Here is a 17,987-nt window from a genome sequence, read left to right as displayed (position 1 = left end):
AATTTGGTTGTTTTAATAATGAGTAAAGAGATTTTTTTTAATTGTTATACCTCCTTTTTGATAATATCTATTTTAACTTAGAAACAAACAACCCCGTTTAAAAATAATTAAACGAGGTTGTCTTTATAATTTGTCTAAAAATTAGATTATAAAAAGGCTTTACAAAGATTACTGTTGTTGCGTGATTTCCTTTATTTTTTATAAATCATTGTAGGTGCAGATTGGGCTTTAGAATATATTGTTACATCGGCAATCGTTACTCTATCTGGAGCGTTGACGGCATAAGATATAAAATCAGCTATATCTTCCGCCAATAATGGATCGTAGCCTTCATACACTTTTTTGGCTTTTTCTTTATCTCCTTTAAATCGAACTTCCGAAAATTCTGTTGCAACTGCACCCGGCGCAATATTGGTTATTTTGATTCCATGTTCGGTTAGGTCAAGTCGCATTCCTTCACTTATGGCCTCAACTGCTTTTTTTGACGCACAATAAACGGCGCCGTTCGCATAGGTTTGTTTTCCGGCAATCGAACTTAAATTTATGATATGCCCTTTTTTTCTTTCCACCATTTGCGGAATTATGGCTCTTGAAACATATAATAATCCTTTCACGTTTCCGTCTATCATCGCATCCCAATCGTCAATCTCCCCATTCTGAATTGAGGAAAGTCCGTGGGCATTACCAGCACTATTTACCAGTACGTCAATATTTTTCCATTCGGCAGGCAAGGAATTAATTTGAAGTTCTACTTCTTTTCTGTCGCGAACATCAAATATCAAGCGGTGAATTTTCACATTCGTGGATAGTACATTTTTTAATTCTTTCAGTTTCTCTGAACGTCGTCCGCACACTATTAAGCTATATCCATCTTGGGCTAATTTAATCGCAGTGGCTTTTCCTATTCCTGAAGTTGCACCTGTTATTAAAGCAATTTTTGTCATTTTTTCTGTTTTATATTTTCTGTAAAAAGTGTGGACTTCTAGTAAAGCCCTTTTTTACATTTTGTTTTTGAATCCTAGTTCTTTAAATGAACATCAAATATACGATTCCTTCATGTTTCAGCTATACACCCTAGCGTTCTGGCACTACAGCGGTTCTGGGACTCAATTAAGCCCTATTTTCGGATTTGCCAAATCTTCCAAATACAAGACCATTTTAAAATTAAGCCAAATCCCCAAATTGCTTGTAGCGTGTGTTGGCAGTAGTCGCTTTATATAATGCTACTTAAATACTCCTCGGCTGTCATAATTGGAATTGTAGAGTGCTTAAAGTCTTTTCCGTTTCTGGTTATAATCATTGAGGAGTTAGATTGTAAAGCAGAAAAATATTGAACAGCATCTTCAAAATCTTTAAAACTCGAATTCAGCACTTTATCTATTGTTTCTTCATTGATCTCACAAACTTCACAGATTATTTTAAACTTTCGAAGTTTATTCAAAACAGATTCAGATGTTTCATATTTATTTAAAACGTAATCTATTGTCGTGAATGAAAGAGGTGAGACAATTAGAGTAAGCTTTTTTTGATCAGCCAAAGTAGCAACTTTAGCAATAGAATCAAAAAAAGGAACTCTTTCCCCCAACAAATCTAATATAACGTTAGTGTCTAAAAAAATTCTGCTCATTTGTATTTTTGTTCTAAATAATCAGCACGATCTTTTTTATAATCATAATCAGCTGGAATTTTAATTCCTGAAGAAAGACTTTTTACAAACGGCGAAATTTGTATGTCATTATTTGTTTTATCTGAAGTCAAAGAATTAAGGTAGTTTTCTATAATTCGAGATAAGCTTAATTTTTTTTCAGAAGCATAATGTTTAGCTTTTTCAATTATCTCTTGGTCAAGCTTCAATGTGAGTTTAGTATCCATAGCGTAAAATATTTATACGTACAAATATATGAATTTAGGACGGAATAAATATAGGTTTACGTTTTTTTTGCGATTACTGCCAACGTCTTGGCACTACAGCGGGTTTGGGATTATTTTAAGCCCTATCCTCGGATTTGCCAAATCATCCCAAATACAAAACCAACCTTCCATTAAGCCAATTGCCCAAATCCGTTGTAGCATCTATGTAAAAGCATAACTTAGAATTACTAAAAACAAAGATTATGCAATTACAAGATGCCTTAATAAAACCAAAGATATTCATTGGTTTAGATATTCACAAAAAAAGCTGGACAGTTTCCATTCAAACTGATTTGTTCTTTCACAGAACGTACTCGATGCCTTCCGTTGCCGAGGATTTATTTCAATATGTGGAGCAAACATTTCCTGATTACGAAGTGGATTTAGTTTATGAAGCAGGCTGTTGCGGGTTTTGCGCCGCCCGCTATTTTTTAAACTTAGGTTGGAGTGTTTTGGTTGTCAATCCATCCGATGTCAAGACAGGAGACAAGGAACGATATCAAAAAACAGACGCCTTAGATTCGAGAAATCTGTCCAATCAATTAAAGGCGGGTGTTCTGCGGGGAGTTTATATTCCTACTGAAGAACACGAACAGTTTACGACTTTGGCCCGTCATAGAACCCAAGTCACCAAGAAACTCCGACAAAGCAAATTGCATATTAAAAGTATGTTGCTCTTTCATGGCATAACAATACCTCAAGAGTTTGATAATTCAAATTGGAGCAAAGATTTTATTGTCTGGCTAGAAAATATAAAATTCAGCAATACTTGTGGAGAATTGGCTTTGCAGGGCAAAATACGGATGTATAAATTTATCAAGTCAGAGTATTTGGAAATTGCGAATCAAATGCGTGCTCATTGCCGAAAGACCCATAAGAAAGATTATAATCTCTTGAAGAGCATTCCAGGAATTGGGGGTTATCTGGCAAGCGTGATTCTGGCCGAGTGTGGTGATTTGCGCCGATTCAATAACGAGGGACAATTCAGCTCTTACATCGGATTGGTTCCTGGGATTTATAATAGCGGCGGTTCGGAAAAGTGTTTGGGAATAACTCCCAGAAGCCGTTCACAATTACGGAGTTATTTAGTGGAAGCCGCCTGGGTTGCCATTAGAAAAGATACCGAAATGCAAAACTATTACCGCAAACATCAAGGCAAGAACGTAAAGAGTATCATCATTAAAATAGCCCATAAAATGGCACGAAGAATACTCTCGGTCATTAAAACGGAAACACCCTATCAAATCAATAGAAATTTAGTGTTAGAAAAATAAAAACAACCTTCTTAAAAAGCTCAATTATAACAGAAGATAGACTGCAAAACAGCTAAGGTGGTTCTATAAAACGAAGCCACATTTTGTAGCAGGCAGCTATTTTTTATTCTTACAATCATACAGATGCTGGTGGTCTCGTTCTGAAAACGAGAACCACATATAGGAGTGTGAGCCTTAAGAATTTTAAAAAGAAAGACTATGAAATAAAAGAGACATGAATTCCTGGCATTATTGAAAAAGTTAGAATAACTTTTTCAGTCCAAGCCTTCGGCGGACAAAAAGTTGTTTCCAACTTTTTCAACAAGCCGCTGGTATGGAATTCTATACTCGAAAAATAACCGACATATAACCCTCTCAAAAGTTGTGAATAACTTTACGATGCTTTACATAGGAGTAGCTGTTGGCAGTAGTGTTTCTGTATAGATTGTCACTTTATATAAATGAAAATATTTAGTTTTATTTATTAATTATTTTATAAGTGTATTTTTTGTTATTTATGAAAAAACGAACAAAGTACAATCCACTCGGGTAGTTGGCAAGATTAATACTAGTCATTCCTGATTCGTTGAACTGATGAAAGAGCTCCCTACCTTGAATATCATATACAGATAACAAATCATAATTTGTGTCTGAGCTAAAATTAAAGACCCCATTTGCAGGATTAGGATAAATGCTAAAGCTAATTTTTTCAGTTGCATCAATTATTCCTAATGAGTTATCAAATTCATACGCTCCAATATCAATAGTATTTAGAATTCTTTGATAGCCGTCCAGATCAGTGTTTGGGAAATTTATTACTCCTCCGTTCGCCCTAGGCCAAGTAGCTGTGATTATGGCTAAATTGGTTGTCCCTGCATTGATTAATGTAGATGTGCTTTGCAAATGGAAATTATTATTAGCTGCATCTGTAAATAAAGGGTTGACATCTATATTGTCTTGATAGACTATCACATTACCAGAGGTTACTAAATTCGTCAAACCTCCTTGTATGTCACAATATCTAAAATCAGGCGACCAGTTTCCGTTACCATTAATAGTCTTTATTTGCGGACCAATCGGACTAGTGTTACTATAAAAAAGACTATTGGTTACATCGGGATTAGCTCCGGTAATATACAATCCACCCCCTTGACTTGCAGCAGAATTCTGAACCACAGTATTGTTTATAAACTGACTTCTATTAGGATCATAATCCATATAAATTGCTCCTCCATACCGTGTTGCCTGATTGTTGAAAAATAAATTATTAAAACAATATGTTGTCCAACCTAGAAATAATGCACCACCATCTCCAGATTTATTTCCACTCACAATATTGTTAGTGAACAATACCTCATAATTACTGTCATTAACGAAAGCTCCGCCTTCATTTTTTGCAAAATTATTCGTTATGGAATTGTTGGAAATTGTCGGGCTTGAATAGGAACCAATACAAATTCCTCCACCTCTTAGAGAACTATAGCCAGAAGTTGGGAAATTGTCCGCTATATTATTATCAATATGGCAGTTATTAATTATTGCCTTCGTATACTCTAAATACATTCCCCCACCTTGGAAAGCCTTGTTGTTTCTGAAAATGCAATTTTCGATTATTGGATTACTATTAAACACATACAATCCCCCGCCATATCCTATGGCATAATTTTCTTCCAAGATGCAGTTTTTTACTATAAAACTACCTGAGCTGGTTTGATTGACATAAATTCCTCCTCCTTTTTCATTTCCAAATCCATTTGCAAGCTTTGCATATCCTCCTTTTATTGTTAATCCGTCGAGAATAGTGGTGGAATTTAAATTTACATATTCGCAGGAGAAAACATGAATCACATTGTCGGTATATAAATTTTCATCACCGATATTGCCGCTAAGTATTGTTGGGTAATTTGTCCAATTTCTTTGATTTAAATTAGTCTCAATACCACTAAAACCACCATAAATGGCTATGTTTAATTTTAATTTGAAAGTATTTAATTTAGCATCAATAGGTATTTGTCCATTCAAATCTGTTGTTGGAAAATAAGTTCCTTGAGCCACCCAAATTTGTCCAGAATTAGTAGAATTAATAGCCGTACTTAAATCAGTATATGCATTTTGCCAACTAGTACCATTATTTAAGCCTGTTGCATCTTTTTTCACATATACCGTTTGAGAGTTAGAGTTAAGAACTACAATTAAAAACAATAGTGCAGAAAGTAATTTTTTTGTCATTTTTTTAATTTGAAATTATGTTAGATTTTTGATTTTTATATGGTTTCTGAACATTACTGCCAACGTTCCCTTGCTACAAGTGGTTTGGGGTTAAATTAAACCTTATTTTCGGATTTGCCAAATCATCCCAAATACAAACCCATTTTCCCATCAAGCCAAATGCCCAAATCACTTGTAGCAAGTGTTAGCAGCAGTCATTCTTATTGGAAATTGATAATTACCATGTTTTCAGTCGTCACGTTTCTTCCTAATATTTTACCAGGTGTACAGTTTTTATATTTTATAAGTTCAGTCAAAACAAGAGGAAAAAGCCTTTCTCGCTCATCATCTAAATTATCGTCCATGTATTTGTACAGCTTATAACCCGATGGATTTCCATTTTTGTCTATATAAAATTTGACATCCAGATTAATTAGTTGTCCATATTTGTTTTTCTTCACTTTAAGATTTTTACTCGGTAAGTAAATTCCTCCATCTTCAATATTAACGATTTTTGGTTTTATGTCACATTCATAAGCATCAATCGTATCATTATTAGCGATACTCAATTGATCTGCTTCACGAAGAATTTTTTTTCTGAAATTTTTTCCTAGTTTTTTTTCGATTGCTTCGTCCATATAAGCCCCATAGCAGCCAGGTGTATCATGTTCATTTTTAAAAAAATCGGTAATCTCCTCATAAGAAAAATGCAAACCATATTTTGGACAAAGTTTTTTAAGATTTTTGGCTTGTCTAGTATTATAGCTTCCAAATCCGACTTGTAATGTAAAATATAACTTGCCACTATCTATTTGAGATTTTGCTAATTGAATATTTGCTTTACATAAAGAATCTGCGGGATGAATATCGTGAATATAATTCCCAATACTTCTAATTGTCTTTTTCTGTAAAGGAATCTCATTTTTTAAGGTTGAGTTATTCTCTTCCTGATTTTGTTTACAGGAAAATAGAATAAAAAATATTAATCCGATAATTACTTTCTCTTTCATTCTGATAGGCGGTTTCAAGTTTCTATCGCAATTTTTTGCTTTAGAGTTTTGCCTTGTTTTTCAAATTCAGAAAGCCAATTTTGATTGTGCTTAGGCTTTCTAAATTCAAAAAATAAAGCTACGATTTATTTTGAATTTACCTAATAATTAAATGAAATTTTGGTTCATATACAATCGACTAATGGTGTTTAAAGGCGATTCATATTCGAGTGTTTTTCTAGGTCTTTCGTTGAGTTGATTTTGCACTTCCATTATGTCTTTTTTTGATAGTAATTTGAAGTCAGTTCCTTTAGGGAAATAGTCTCTGATCAGCCCGTTTGTATTTTCATTTGTGGGTCTTTCCCATGGCGAATATGGATGTGCAAAATAGACTTTTACTTTGGAATTTTTGGTAAATAATTTGTGTTGTGCCATTTCGGTTCCGTTGTCATATGTCAGGGATAATTTTAAGTGTTTTGGAATGTTAGAAAATGCTTTTTCAAATGCTTTTCTAACAGATGTTGCATCTTTCTTTTTTAGGGGCACCATTATTAAAAAACGAGTTGTTCTTTCCACAAGAGTTCCAATGGCTGATTCTCTATTCTTCCCCAGTATTAAGTCTCCTTCCCAGTGTCCAGGCACTTCTCTTGTAAGGACTTCATCTGGTCTTTCGTCTATGCGAATTGGGTCTTTAATTGTACTTCTTTTGTCAGCCCCACGACGGGTATTTCCTCTGTAATTTCGCTTTTGTCTAAGTTGGGAAATAAGTAACTTTTCAACCTCTTTTTTAGGTTGAACATAGATGTGATAATAGATGCTTTCGTGTGAAATTTGCATTGTTGGATCGAACGGATAAAACTGTTTTAAGGCATTGGAAATTTGTTTGGGAGACCAGTGTAATTTGAGATGTGAATATACAAAATTTTTAAGTTTTGGATTACTGTCAATTTTGGTTTTCCCGAGTCTTCTATCGAGTAGATTATGGACGTAATTTAGTTCTGCTTTTAGGTTGTTATAATCCCCTTTTTCGACACGTTTTAATTCTCTAGAAATGGTACTTGGATGCACCGATAGAGTAGTGGCAATTTGCTTTTTGTTTTTGCCTAAAGCGATTAGTTTTTCAATCTCAATTCTATGGTTCCGATTGAGTCTTTTGTAAGCTGTTTTCATAACACAATTTTAAGTCATTTTTGTCTTAAAAATTGCGTTAGATTCTTGAGTCTGCCTGTTGCTTGCCACCAACGTTCCCGCGCTACAAGCAGTTTGGGACTAAATTAAGCCCATTATTCGGATTTGCCAAATCTTCCAAATACAAATCAATTTTTCCATTAAGCCAAATCCCCAAATTGCTTGTAGCGTGTGTTACCAGCCGTTGACTTTAATCAACATAAGTTTCTTTCAGAACCTCTTTTACTTTTGAAACTTCTTTTTCAGCCAAATTTCCAAATACTTTTGTTATTCTTTGTCTATCAACAGTTCTGATTTGGTCCAAAGCAATTTGGCCTTTGGTATCGTTGTGTAAAATTTCAACTCTTGTCGGATAAGATTTTGAACTGCTAGTCATAGGAGCTACAACGATTGTCTGTAAATATTTATTCATTTCGTTAGGTGAAATGATAACACAAGGTCGTGTTTTTTTAATTTCACTTCCAATCGTTGGATCAAGATTGACTAAAACGATTTGATATTGTCTTAACTCCATTCTTCAAAATTTTCGTCTTCAAAAATGTCGTTAATCAGCAATTTGTCTTCGCCGTTTTCATGCATTTTTTTAAATGATTTTTCCCAGCCATTTCTTGGTTCAGCTTTGGGTTTTAAAATTATATAGCCTTTTTCAAGAATGAGTTCGACTTTATCTGTGATATTATATTTTTCGAGTAAGGTTTTCGATAAACGAATTCCTTTTGAATTTCCAATCGGAATAACTGAAATGTCCATAACTTTTATTTTTTGTATATACAAAGTTATTACAATTTTTTAGAAAGTCTAATTTTTAGCAGATTTTTTTCAATGGCTGGTAACGTCTTGGCACTACAGCGGGTTTGGGACTAAATTAAGCCCTGTTTTCGGATTTGCCAAATCATCCCAAATACAAAACCATCTTTCCATTAAGCCTAATGCCCAAATCCGTTGTAGTGGCTGTTAGCAAACGTTATTCTAACGTGAAATATTTGTTATGAACAGCAAAAAATGGCCAGTTAGTTCTTTCGTCTAAGCAATAATAAAATGCATTTTTATTGAAGCTCAAGGCATTTTTACCAATTAAAATGTCTATTTTGTCGAATCGAATATCTGCTTTTTCTACTGGTTTTGCAATTCCACTTCCTATCCCGATTATGATTTCTTCATCAGGCATAATTTCTTTTGAAATACTAATAGATTGTTTATCAATTTGATAGTTTTCAAAGTATATATTTTCTTCGCTTATATCATCAAGGTTTTTAAAAAACATTCTTATTTCAATTTTACTATTAGTTTTATTTTCGATTATTATTGAATTCACTGGGTCACAAGAAGTAAATAATACGAAGATTAATAATAAAAAGAATATTCTATTAGTTTTCATTGATATCGTTTCAGGTTGGTGGATTCAAGACCTTAATGCAACAGTTGGTCTTTTTGTTTATGATCAAAAATACTAATTTGGTTTCAAATTGAGGTATTTGATCTTATTTATTTCTAGTTCCAACATATATGCTGGTGTTTTATATCCTAATACTTTTCTGGGTCTATTATTAAGTTTGTTTTGAACTTGATTTAGCTGTTGTTCGGTAATGTTATTAAAGTCAGTTTTCTTTGGGAAATAGCGTCTTATTAGCCCGTTTGTGTTTTCGTTTGTACCTCTTTCCCAGGGCGAATATGGATGAGCAAAATAGATATCCATTCCTGTATTGTCTTTAAGCCATTTATGATTCGACATTTCCATTCCATTATCGTATGTCATTGTTTTTCTTGCCTCTGGAATTAAGATGTTTAAGGCTTTTGCGACGGCTTGTGTCATTGTTTCGGATGTTCTGTCTTTGAGGAAAATGATATAAGTAAATCTTGTTTTTCTTTCGACCATTGTTGCAATTGCGCTTTTGTGTCCTAGACCTACAATTTGGTCGCCTTCCCAATGACCGAGCTGTTTTCTGTTGTCGATATCTGGTCGCATTTCGATACTAATGGCATCTTTAATTCTAGATCTTTTAGAGCCAAATCTCTTTTTATTTCTTCTTTTAGAATGGCTGTAGGGTAGTAGTTTGATTAATTTTCTTCCTAACCTAGATTGTCTATGCTTGTAGATATGCTTATATATTGCTTCATAGGAAATAGACATTATTGGGTCATTTGGATATAAATCTTTGATGCTTCCTGCGATTTGTTCTGGTGAGTGATCATTGAGTAATCCTTTATAAACAAACAGTTTTAACCTAAAATAAGTGTTTATTTTGTCAAGGTTTCTTTTGTTTAAATACTCTTCTTTAGCGCAAAAATCAGCAAGATGTGCTTGGTATTTATCACTAGGGATACGAATCCATTTTTTGACTTCTCTGTGGATCGAACTCCTGTTACGGTCTAATTGTCTAGAGATATATAAAATTGATTTCTTTTCGGATAGCAAAGTCTCGATAATAACACGTTCAGCAAAGGTTAATCTGTTACGTTTCTTTTCCATATACAACAAATTTAAAAAATTAAAAGTGTTGCATTAAGTTATTGAATTTACGAGTCTGCCCTAAGCTTGTTCATAACGTTCTGGCACTACAGCGGGTTTGGGATTAAATTAAGCCTATTCTTCGGATTTGCCAAATCATACCAAATACAAACTAATTTTTCCATTAAGCCAAATGCCCAAATTGCTTGTAGCGTGTGTTGGCAGTAGTTATTTTTCTTCTTTTTGGATTAAATTGTCAATCTCTATTTTCAATTTCGGTAAGTGATTGATTAAGATTGACCAAATATTCTCGTCAGAAACATTATCATAAGCATGAATCACATGATTTCTGAGCCCAATAATTGCTTTTGCGTTTGATATTTTCTCAACAAAAGAATCATCTCGAGTAATTATTCGGTTGATTGCTTCGCCAATAATTTCAAGATTTCTTTCAACAGCTCTTTTACGCATTAAGTTACTTCTATATTTGAAAAAATCTTTCTCTTCATTATGGAAGAACTCGTTTATTTCATCAATGGACATTTTTATATCAAACAACCATTTAAGAATCCTTTCATCCATAAATTAGTTCTTTTGAATTGTCGATTGATTTAATTAAGATTGGATTTTTTAAAGTCTGTTCTTCAAGTAAGTCAACATCTCTACCAAATAAGGACTCTAGTTTTTCTTTGAAGTTTATGTAATTATCAAAATATTTTGAAAGTTCAATTTGCTTAAACTTAACTAATAAATCAACATCGCTTTTTTCATTAAAGCTGGAATTGAGGGACGAACCAAATAGATACATTTTTTCCACGTTGTATATTACACAAAGCTTTTTTAAGTTATCTATATTGTTGTCAATAATTCCCATACCACAAATTTAAACAAAAATATCTTTTAAAATCGATTCGTCAAATAATTACTGCCAACGTTCCCGCGCTACAAGCAGTTTGGGATTAAATTAAGCCTTATCTTCGGATTTACCAAATCTTCCAAATACAAACCAATTTTTCCATTAAGCCAAATCCCCAAATTGCTTGTAGCGTGTGTTGGCAGTAGTTGTTTTTTGTTCGTCCTTTACAGGCCGTCTTCACGTTCCGATAACCACTCTTTATATTTTTCTTTATAAGAATCTCTTGTTTGACTGTCTTTAAAAATAAAGTCAATCCCTCCGTCATAAGGGACAACGATTATATTCTTGACAATTGAAACAAAAAAAGCACTTACATTATTGATAGCTATTTCTTTAAGCAATTTGTCATAATGATTTAAATTCCAAATTATTTCGGCAAATGCAGGTCTATAAATTTCTCCTTTATCATAATCATCGGAGTTATATTCAAACATATCTATGTTGTCAAGTCTCAAAAACTTGTATTGTTTAAAAACTTCTTCTTCGTCAGTAATGAAAGTAGTTCGTTCGCCCCAATTATATTCACCTGTAACAAGTAAAATTTTTTCGTTTTCGCCAAATAAGTCAGTGATTATTTGATTTTGTCTTTCCAATAAAATTCCCCATTCATTTTCACTTTCAGGATATCGTTTTGATTTTGGCAAACTATGGATTCTGAACCATTTTTGAGAATGATTATTTTTAAATAGATACGAAATTGGTATCGTGTTAGGATACATTAAATTCCAAAATGTTTTAAATTCTTCTTTAGTCATTTTTATTGAATTCTCCTTTTTCGGTCACAATTACTGCCAACGTCTTGGCACTACAGCGGGTTTGGGACTAAATTAAGCCTTATCTTCGGATTTGCCAAATCATCCCAAATACAAAACCATTTTTCCATTAAGACTATTGCCCAAATCCGTTGTAGCATCTATGTAAAAGCATAACTTAGAATTACTAAAAACAAAGATTATGCAATTACAAGATGCCTTAATAAAACCAAAGATATTCATTGGTTTAGATATTCACAAAAAAAGCTGGACAGTTTCCATTCAAACTGATTTGTTCTTTCACAGAACGTACTCGATGCCTTCCGTTGCCGAGGATTTATTTCAATATGTGGAGCAAACATTTCCTGATTACGAAGTGGATTTAGTTTATGAAGCAGGCTGTTGCGGGTTTTGCGCCGCCCGCTATTTTTTAAACTTAGGTTGGAGTGTTTTGGTTGTCAATCCATCCGATGTCAAGACAGGAGACAAGGAACGATATCAAAAAACAGACGCCTTAGATTCGAGAAATCTGTCCAATCAATTAAAGGCGGGTGTTCTGCGGGGAGTTTATATTCCTACTGAAGAACACGAACAGTTTACGACTTTGGCCCGTCATAGAACCCAAGTCACCAAGAAACTCCGACAAAGCAAATTGCATATTAAAAGTATGTTGCTCTTTCATGGCATAACAATACCTCAAGAGTTTGATAATTCAAATTGGAGCAAAGATTTTATTGTCTGGCTAGAAAATATAAAATTCAGCAATACTTGTGGAGAATTGGCTTTGCAGGGCAAAATACGGATGTATAAATTTATCAAGTCAGAGTATTTGGAAATTGCGAATCAAATGCGTGCTCATTGCCGAAAGACCCATAAGAAAGATTATAATCTCTTGAAGAGCATTCCAGGAATTGGGGGTTATCTGGCAAGCGTGATTCTGGCCGAGTGTGGTGATTTGCGCCGATTCAATAACGAGGGACAATTCAGCTCTTACATCGGATTGGTTCCTGGGATTTATAATAGCGGCGGTTCGGAAAAGTGTTTGGGAATAACTCCCAGAAGCCGTTCACAATTACGGAGTTATTTAGTGGAAGCCGCCTGGGTTGCCATTAGAAAAGATACCGAAATGCAAAACTATTACCGCAAACATCAAGGCAAGAACGTAAAGAGTATCATCATTAAAATAGCCCATAAAATGGCACGAAGAATACTCTCGGTCATTAAAACGGAAACACCCTATCAAATCAATAGAAATTTAGTGTTAGAAAAATAAAAACAACCTTCTTAAAAAGCTCAATTATAACAGAAGATAGACTGCAAAACAGCTAAGGTGGTTCTATAAAACGAAGCCACATTTTGTAGCTGGCAGCTATTTTTTATTCTTACAATCATACAGATGCTGGTGGTCTCGTTCTGAAAACGAGAACCACATATAGGAGTGTGAGCCTTAAGAATTTTAAAAAGAAAGACTATGAAATAAAAGAGACATGAATTCCTGGCATTATTGAAAAAGTTAGAATAACTTTTTCAGTCCAAGCCTTCGGCGGACAAAAAGTTGTTTCCAACTTTTTCAACAAGCCGCTGGTATGGAATTCTATACTCGAAAAATAACCGACATATAACCCTCTCAAAAGTTGTGAATAACTTTACGATGCTTTACATAGGAGTAGCTGTTAGTGGCAGTTTTTATTTTAATCTGTTGTTTAAAAAATGTTTTGCTTTCATCTCAATGTCTTCTCCAGTTTGTCCATCCCAACTAAACTCAAATAATTTTTGTTCTCCATTTTTGCTATAACTTAATGTGATTTTATTTTTATTTATTCTTGCAGAAGCCCATTGAAATTTATATTTGTCTTTTGTTTCTGAGTTTCTAAGAATGTTTTTTGTCAGACGCTCCATCTTTCTGTTTGCATCTTCCCAACTAAAATCATTTTTTGTAATTTCAACAGTGTTTAAATAATCTTCTTTATCAAAAGTTAGGTTAAGTCCATTTTCATCTGTCCAAATAATTCTGCTTTCATTTACTTTCACTGTAACAGGAAAATCGCAACAGCCTTCGCAACCGCACGAACAGCGTCCAATCATTAGTTCGCCATTTTTATCAAAATTGGTTTGGTCAAAAAAAACTGGCGGGTCAAGTCCCAAATAGTCGTCACCTAAAAAATCTTCATTGTCAATTAGAATTCTAACTTCATTGTCATTAGATTCTGGACTCGGTAATATTTTTAATGAAAGTATGTTCATTGTCTTCCTTGTTCTTTCGGTCTGCAAAATTGCCACTAACGTCTTGGCACTACAGCGGGTTTGGGACTAAATTAAGCCCTATTCTCGGATTTGCCAAATCATCCCAAATACAAAACCATTTTTCCATTAAGCCAAATACCCAAATCCGTTGTAGCATCTATGTAAAAGCATAACTTAGAATTACTAAAAACAAAGATTATGCAATTACAAGATGCCTTAATAAAACCAAAGATATTCATTGGTTTAGATATTCACAAAAAAAGCTGGACAGTTTCCATTCAAACTGATTTGTTCTTTCACAGAACGTACTCGATGCCTTCCGTTGCCGAGGATTTATTTCAATATGTGGAGCAAACATTTCCTGATTACGAAGTGGATTTAGTTTATGAAGCAGGCTGTTGCGGGTTTTGCGCCGCCCGCTATTTTTTAAACTTAGGTTGGAGTGTTTTGGTTGTCAATCCATCCGATGTCAAGACAGGAGACAAGGAACGATATCAAAAAACAGACGCCTTAGATTCGAGAAATCTGTCCAATCAATTAAAGGCGGGTGTTCTGCGGGGAGTTTATATTCCTACTGAAGAACACGAACAGTTTACGACTTTGGCCCGTCATAGAACCCAAGTCACCAAGAAACTCCGACAAAGCAAATTGCATATTAAAAGTATGTTGCTCTTTCATGGCATAACAATACCTCAAGAGTTTGATAATTCAAATTGGAGCAAAGATTTTATTGTCTGGCTAGAAAATATAAAATTCAGCAATACTTGTGGAGAATTGGCTTTGCAGGGCAAAATACGGATGTATAAATTTATCAAGTCAGAGTATTTGGAAATTGCGAATCAAATGCGTGCTCATTGCCGAAAGACCCATAAGAAAGATTATAATCTCTTGAAGAGCATTCCAGGAATTGGGGGTTATCTGGCAAGCGTGATTCTGGCCGAGTGTGGTGATTTGCGCCGATTCAATAACGAGGGACAATTCAGCTCTTACATCGGATTGGTTCCTGGGATTTATAATAGCGGCGGTTCGGAAAAGTGTTTGGGAATAACTCCCAGAAGCCGTTCACAATTACGGAGTTATTTAGTGGAAGCCGCCTGGGTTGCCATTAGAAAAGATACCGAAATGCAAAACTATTACCGCAAACATCAAGGCAAGAACGTAAAGAGTATCATCATTAAAATAGCCCATAAAATGGCACGAAGAATACTCTCGGTCATTAAAACGGAAACACCCTATCAAATCAATAGAAATTTAGTGTTAGAAAAATAAAAACAACCTTCTTAAAAAGCTCAATTATAACAGAAGATAGACTGCAAAACAGCTAAGGTGGTTCTATAAAACGAAGCCACATTTTGTAGCAGGCAGCTATTTTTTATTCTTACAATCATACAGATGCTGGTGGTCTCGTTCTGAAAACGAGAACCACATATAGGGCGGTTTCAAGTTTCTATCGCAATTTTTTGCTTTAGAGTTTTGCCTTATTTTTCAAATTCAGAAAGCCAATTTTGATTGTGCTTAGGCTTTCTAAATTCAAAAAATAAAGCTACGATTTATTTTGAATTTACCTAATAATTAAATGAAATTTTGGTTCATATACAATCGACTAATGGTGTTTAAAGGCGATTCATATTCGAGTGTTTTTCTAGGTCTTTCGTTGAGTTGATTTTGCACTTCCATTATGTCTTTTTTTGATAGTAATTTGAAGTCAGTTCCTTTAGGGAAATAGTCTCTGATCAGCCCGTTTGTATTTTCATTTGTGGGTCTTTCCCATGGCGAATATGGATGTGCAAAATAGACTTTTACTTTGGAATTTTTGGTAAATAATTTGTGTTGTGCCATTTCGGTTCCGTTGTCATATGTCAGGGATAATTTTAAGTGTTTTGGAATGTTAGAAAATGCTTTTTCAAATGCTTTTCTAACAGATGTTGCATCTTTCTTTTTTAGGGGCACCATTATTAAAAAACGAGTTGTTCTTTCCACAAGAGTTCCAATGGCTGATTCTCTATTCTTCCCCAGTATTAAGTCGCCTTCCCAGTGTCCAAGCACTTCTCTTGTAAGGACTTCTTCTGGTCTTTCGTCTATGCGAATTGGGTCTTTAATTGTACTTCTTTTGTCAGCCCCACGACGGGTATTTCCTCTGTAATTTCGCTTTTGTCTAAGTTGGGAAATAAGTAACTTTTCAACCTCTTTTTTAGGTTGAACATAGATGTGATAATAGATGCTTTCGTGTGAAATTTGCATTGTTGGATCGAACGGATAAAACTGTTTTAAGGCATTGGAAATTTGTTTGGGAGACCAGTGTAATTTGAGATGTGAATATACAAAATTTTTAAGTTTTGGATTACTGTCAATTTTGGTTTTCCCGAGTCTTCTATCGAGTAGATTATGGACGTAATTTAGTTCTGCTTTTAGGTTGTTATAATCCCCTTTTTCGACACGTTTTAATTCTCTAGAAATGGTACTTGGATGCACCGATAGAGTAGTGGCAATTTGCTTTTTGTTTTTGCCTAAAGCGATTAGTTTTTCAATCTCAATTCTATGGTTCCGATTGAGTCTTTTGTAAGCTGTTTTCATAACACAATTTTAAGTCATTTTTGTCTTAAAAATTGCGTTAGATTCTTGAGTCTGCCTTAAGATTGCCACCAACGTTCTGGTACTACAGCGGGTTTGGGACTAAATTAAGCCCATTCTTCGGATTTGCCAAATCATCACAAATACAAAACCAACTTTCCATTAAGCCTATTGCCCAAATCCGTTGTAGCATCTATGTAAAAGCATAACTTAGAATTACTAAAAACAAAGATTATGCAATTACAAGATGCCTTAATAAAACCAAAGATATTCATTGGTTTAGATATTCACAAAAAAAGCTGGACAGTTTCCATTCAAACTGATTTGTTCTTTCACAGAACGTACTCGATGCCTTCCGTTGCCGAGGATTTATTTCAATATGTGGAGCAAACATTTCCTGATTACGAAGTGGATTTAGTTTATGAAGCAGGCTGTTGCGGGTTTTGCGCCGCCCGCTATTTTTTAAACTTAGGTTGGAGTGTTTTGGTTGTCAATCCATCCGATGTCAAGACAGGAGACAAGGAACGATATCAAAAAACAGACGCCTTAGATTCGAGAAATCTGTCCAATCAATTAAAGGCGGGTGTTCTGCGGGGAGTTTATATTCCTACTGAAGAACACGAACAGTTTACGACTTTGGCCCGTCATAGAACCCAAGTCACCAAGAAACTCCGACAAAGCAAATTGCATATTAAAAGTATGTTGCTCTTTCATGGCATAACAATACCTCAAGAGTTTGATAATTCAAATTGGAGCAAAGATTTTATTGTCTGGCTAGAAAATATAAAATTCAGCAATACTTGTGGAGAATTGGCTTTGCAGGGCAAAATACGGATGTATAAATTTATCAAGTCAGAGTATTTGGAAATTGCGAATCAAATGCGTGCTCATTGCCGAAAGACCCATAAGAAAGATTATAATCTCTTGAAGAGCATTCCAGGAATTGGGGGTTATCTGGCAAGCGTGATTCTGGCCGAGTGTGGTGATTTGCGCCGATTCAATAACGAGGGACAATTCAGCTCTTACATCGGATTGGTTCCTGGGATTTATAATAGCGGCGGTTCGGAAAAGTGTTTGGGAATAACTCCCAGAAGCCGTTCACAATTACGGAGTTATTTAGTGGAAGCCGCCTGGGTTGCCATTAGAAAAGATACCGAAATGCAAAACTATTACCGCAAACATCAAGGCAAGAACGTAAAGAGTATCATCATTAAAATAGCCCATAAAATGGCACGAAGAATACTCTCGGTCATTAAAACGGAAACACCCTATCAAATCAATAGAAATTTAGTGTTAGAAAAATAAAAACAACCTTCTTAAAAAGCTCAATTATAACAGAAGATAGACTGCAAAACAGCTAAGGTGGTTCTATAAAACGAAGCCACATTTTGTAGCAGGCAGCTATTTTTTATTCTTACAATCATACAGATGCTGGTGGTCTCGTTCTGAAAACGAGAACCACATATAGGAGTGTGAGCCTTAAGAATTTTAAAAAGAAAGACTATG

General features: G+C 34.5%; 19 protein-coding genes. 4 read left to right on the top strand and 15 right to left on the bottom strand.

Annotation, left to right across the window (positions count from 1 at the left end):
* Positions 1-191: 191 nt before the first annotated feature.
* The 3 genes from C8C85_RS01890 to C8C85_RS01880 all read right to left on the bottom strand — a co-directional run bounded on the left by C8C85_RS01890 (position 192) and on the right by C8C85_RS01880 (position 1,872).
* A complete protein-coding gene (locus C8C85_RS01890; protein ID WP_116795556.1) occupies positions 192-944 on the bottom strand; it encodes an SDR family NAD(P)-dependent oxidoreductase in 753 nt (250 codons plus the stop codon).
* 269 nt (positions 945-1,213) lie between these two features.
* The gene (locus C8C85_RS01885; protein ID WP_116795555.1) at positions 1,214-1,627 is read right to left on the bottom strand and encodes a type II toxin-antitoxin system VapC family toxin; all 414 of its coding nucleotides are present in this window, start codon (positions 1,625-1,627) and stop codon (positions 1,214-1,216) included.
* Positions 1,624-1,872 (bottom strand): DUF6364 family protein, encoded by a 249-nt coding sequence (locus C8C85_RS01880; protein ID WP_116795554.1) that lies wholly within the window; start codon positions 1,870-1,872, stop codon positions 1,624-1,626. Before C8C85_RS01880 ends, C8C85_RS01885 begins: the two co-directional genes overlap by 4 nt.
* A 242-nt stretch (positions 1,873-2,114) precedes the next feature.
* On the opposite strand from C8C85_RS01880, the gene C8C85_RS01875 reads away from it, so the two are divergent.
* Positions 2,115-3,185, top strand: a complete 1,071-nt coding sequence (locus C8C85_RS01875; protein ID WP_116795533.1) for an IS110 family transposase — start codon at positions 2,115-2,117, stop codon at positions 3,183-3,185.
* 456 nt (positions 3,186-3,641) lie between these two features.
* Here the strand turns inward: C8C85_RS01875 and C8C85_RS01870 are convergent, their stop codons facing one another.
* From C8C85_RS01870 to C8C85_RS01825, 10 genes are all read right to left on the bottom strand, one after another.
* A complete protein-coding gene (locus C8C85_RS01870) occupies positions 3,642-5,393 on the bottom strand; it encodes a T9SS type A sorting domain-containing protein (protein ID WP_116795553.1) in 1,752 nt (583 codons plus the stop codon).
* Between the two features lie 200 nt (positions 5,394-5,593).
* Positions 5,594-6,382 carry a hypothetical protein gene (locus C8C85_RS01865; protein WP_116795552.1) on the bottom strand — a complete coding sequence of 263 codons (789 nt, stop codon included), beginning with the start codon at positions 6,380-6,382 and terminating at the stop codon, positions 5,594-5,596.
* A 147-nt stretch (positions 6,383-6,529) separates the two neighbouring features.
* On the bottom strand, positions 6,530-7,531 hold the full coding sequence (locus C8C85_RS01860) for an IS30 family transposase (RefSeq protein ID WP_116795541.1): 1,002 nt from the start codon (positions 7,529-7,531) through the stop codon (positions 6,530-6,532).
* Between the two features lie 208 nt (positions 7,532-7,739).
* Positions 7,740-8,063, bottom strand: a complete 324-nt coding sequence (locus C8C85_RS01855) for a type II toxin-antitoxin system PemK/MazF family toxin (RefSeq protein WP_116795551.1) — start codon at positions 8,061-8,063, stop codon at positions 7,740-7,742.
* Positions 8,054-8,299 carry an AbrB/MazE/SpoVT family DNA-binding domain-containing protein gene (locus tag C8C85_RS01850; RefSeq protein ID WP_116795550.1) on the bottom strand — a complete coding sequence of 82 codons (246 nt, stop codon included), beginning with the start codon at positions 8,297-8,299 and terminating at the stop codon, positions 8,054-8,056. Before C8C85_RS01850 ends, C8C85_RS01855 begins: the two co-directional genes overlap by 10 nt.
* A gap of 214 nt (positions 8,300-8,513) precedes the next feature.
* Positions 8,514-8,927: a hypothetical protein gene (locus C8C85_RS01845; protein ID WP_116795549.1), complete on the bottom strand. Its 414-nt coding sequence runs from the start codon at positions 8,925-8,927 to the stop codon at positions 8,514-8,516.
* 72 nt (positions 8,928-8,999) lie between these two features.
* A complete protein-coding gene (locus C8C85_RS01840) occupies positions 9,000-10,019 on the bottom strand; it encodes an IS30 family transposase (protein ID WP_116795548.1) in 1,020 nt (339 codons plus the stop codon).
* Between the two features lie 207 nt (positions 10,020-10,226).
* The gene (locus C8C85_RS01835; protein ID WP_116795547.1) at positions 10,227-10,580 is read right to left on the bottom strand and encodes a DUF86 domain-containing protein; all 354 of its coding nucleotides are present in this window, start codon (positions 10,578-10,580) and stop codon (positions 10,227-10,229) included.
* Positions 10,573-10,872: a nucleotidyltransferase family protein gene (locus tag C8C85_RS01830; protein WP_116795546.1), complete on the bottom strand. Its 300-nt coding sequence runs from the start codon at positions 10,870-10,872 to the stop codon at positions 10,573-10,575. Before C8C85_RS01830 ends, C8C85_RS01835 begins: the two co-directional genes overlap by 8 nt.
* A gap of 206 nt (positions 10,873-11,078) precedes the next feature.
* Positions 11,079-11,669, bottom strand: a complete 591-nt coding sequence (locus tag C8C85_RS01825; RefSeq protein ID WP_116795545.1) for a hypothetical protein — start codon at positions 11,667-11,669, stop codon at positions 11,079-11,081.
* A gap of 199 nt (positions 11,670-11,868) precedes the next feature.
* Between C8C85_RS01825 and C8C85_RS01820 the strand changes: the two genes are divergently transcribed.
* Complete coding sequence (locus C8C85_RS01820; RefSeq protein ID WP_116795533.1) at positions 11,869-12,939, top strand: IS110 family transposase; 1,071 nt, start codon at positions 11,869-11,871, stop codon at positions 12,937-12,939.
* 413 nt (positions 12,940-13,352) lie between these two features.
* Here the strand turns inward: C8C85_RS01820 and C8C85_RS01815 are convergent, their stop codons facing one another.
* On the bottom strand, positions 13,353-13,910 hold the full coding sequence (locus C8C85_RS01815; RefSeq protein WP_116795544.1) for a hypothetical protein: 558 nt from the start codon (positions 13,908-13,910) through the stop codon (positions 13,353-13,355).
* Positions 13,911-14,108: 198 nt separating this feature from the next.
* Between C8C85_RS01815 and C8C85_RS01810 the strand changes: the two genes are divergently transcribed.
* Entirely contained in the window at positions 14,109-15,179 is a 1,071-nt protein-coding gene (locus C8C85_RS01810) for an IS110 family transposase (RefSeq protein WP_116795533.1), read from the top strand.
* A gap of 303 nt (positions 15,180-15,482) precedes the next feature.
* Here the strand turns inward: C8C85_RS01810 and C8C85_RS01805 are convergent, their stop codons facing one another.
* Entirely contained in the window at positions 15,483-16,484 is a 1,002-nt protein-coding gene (locus C8C85_RS01805; protein WP_116795543.1) for an IS30 family transposase, read from the bottom strand.
* Positions 16,485-16,715: 231 nt separating this feature from the next.
* Between C8C85_RS01805 and C8C85_RS01800 the strand changes: the two genes are divergently transcribed.
* Positions 16,716-17,786, top strand: a complete 1,071-nt coding sequence (locus C8C85_RS01800) for an IS110 family transposase (RefSeq protein WP_116795533.1) — start codon at positions 16,716-16,718, stop codon at positions 17,784-17,786.
* Positions 17,787-17,987: the final 201 nt, after the last annotated feature.

The sequence above is a fragment of the Flavobacterium sp. 103 genome (genome assembly GCF_003096795.1).
Taxonomy (GTDB): Bacteria; Bacteroidota; Bacteroidia; order Flavobacteriales; family Flavobacteriaceae; genus Flavobacterium.
The sequence above is the reverse complement of the archived record's forward strand: the minus strand, read 5'-3'. Positions and strand labels throughout refer to the sequence as shown.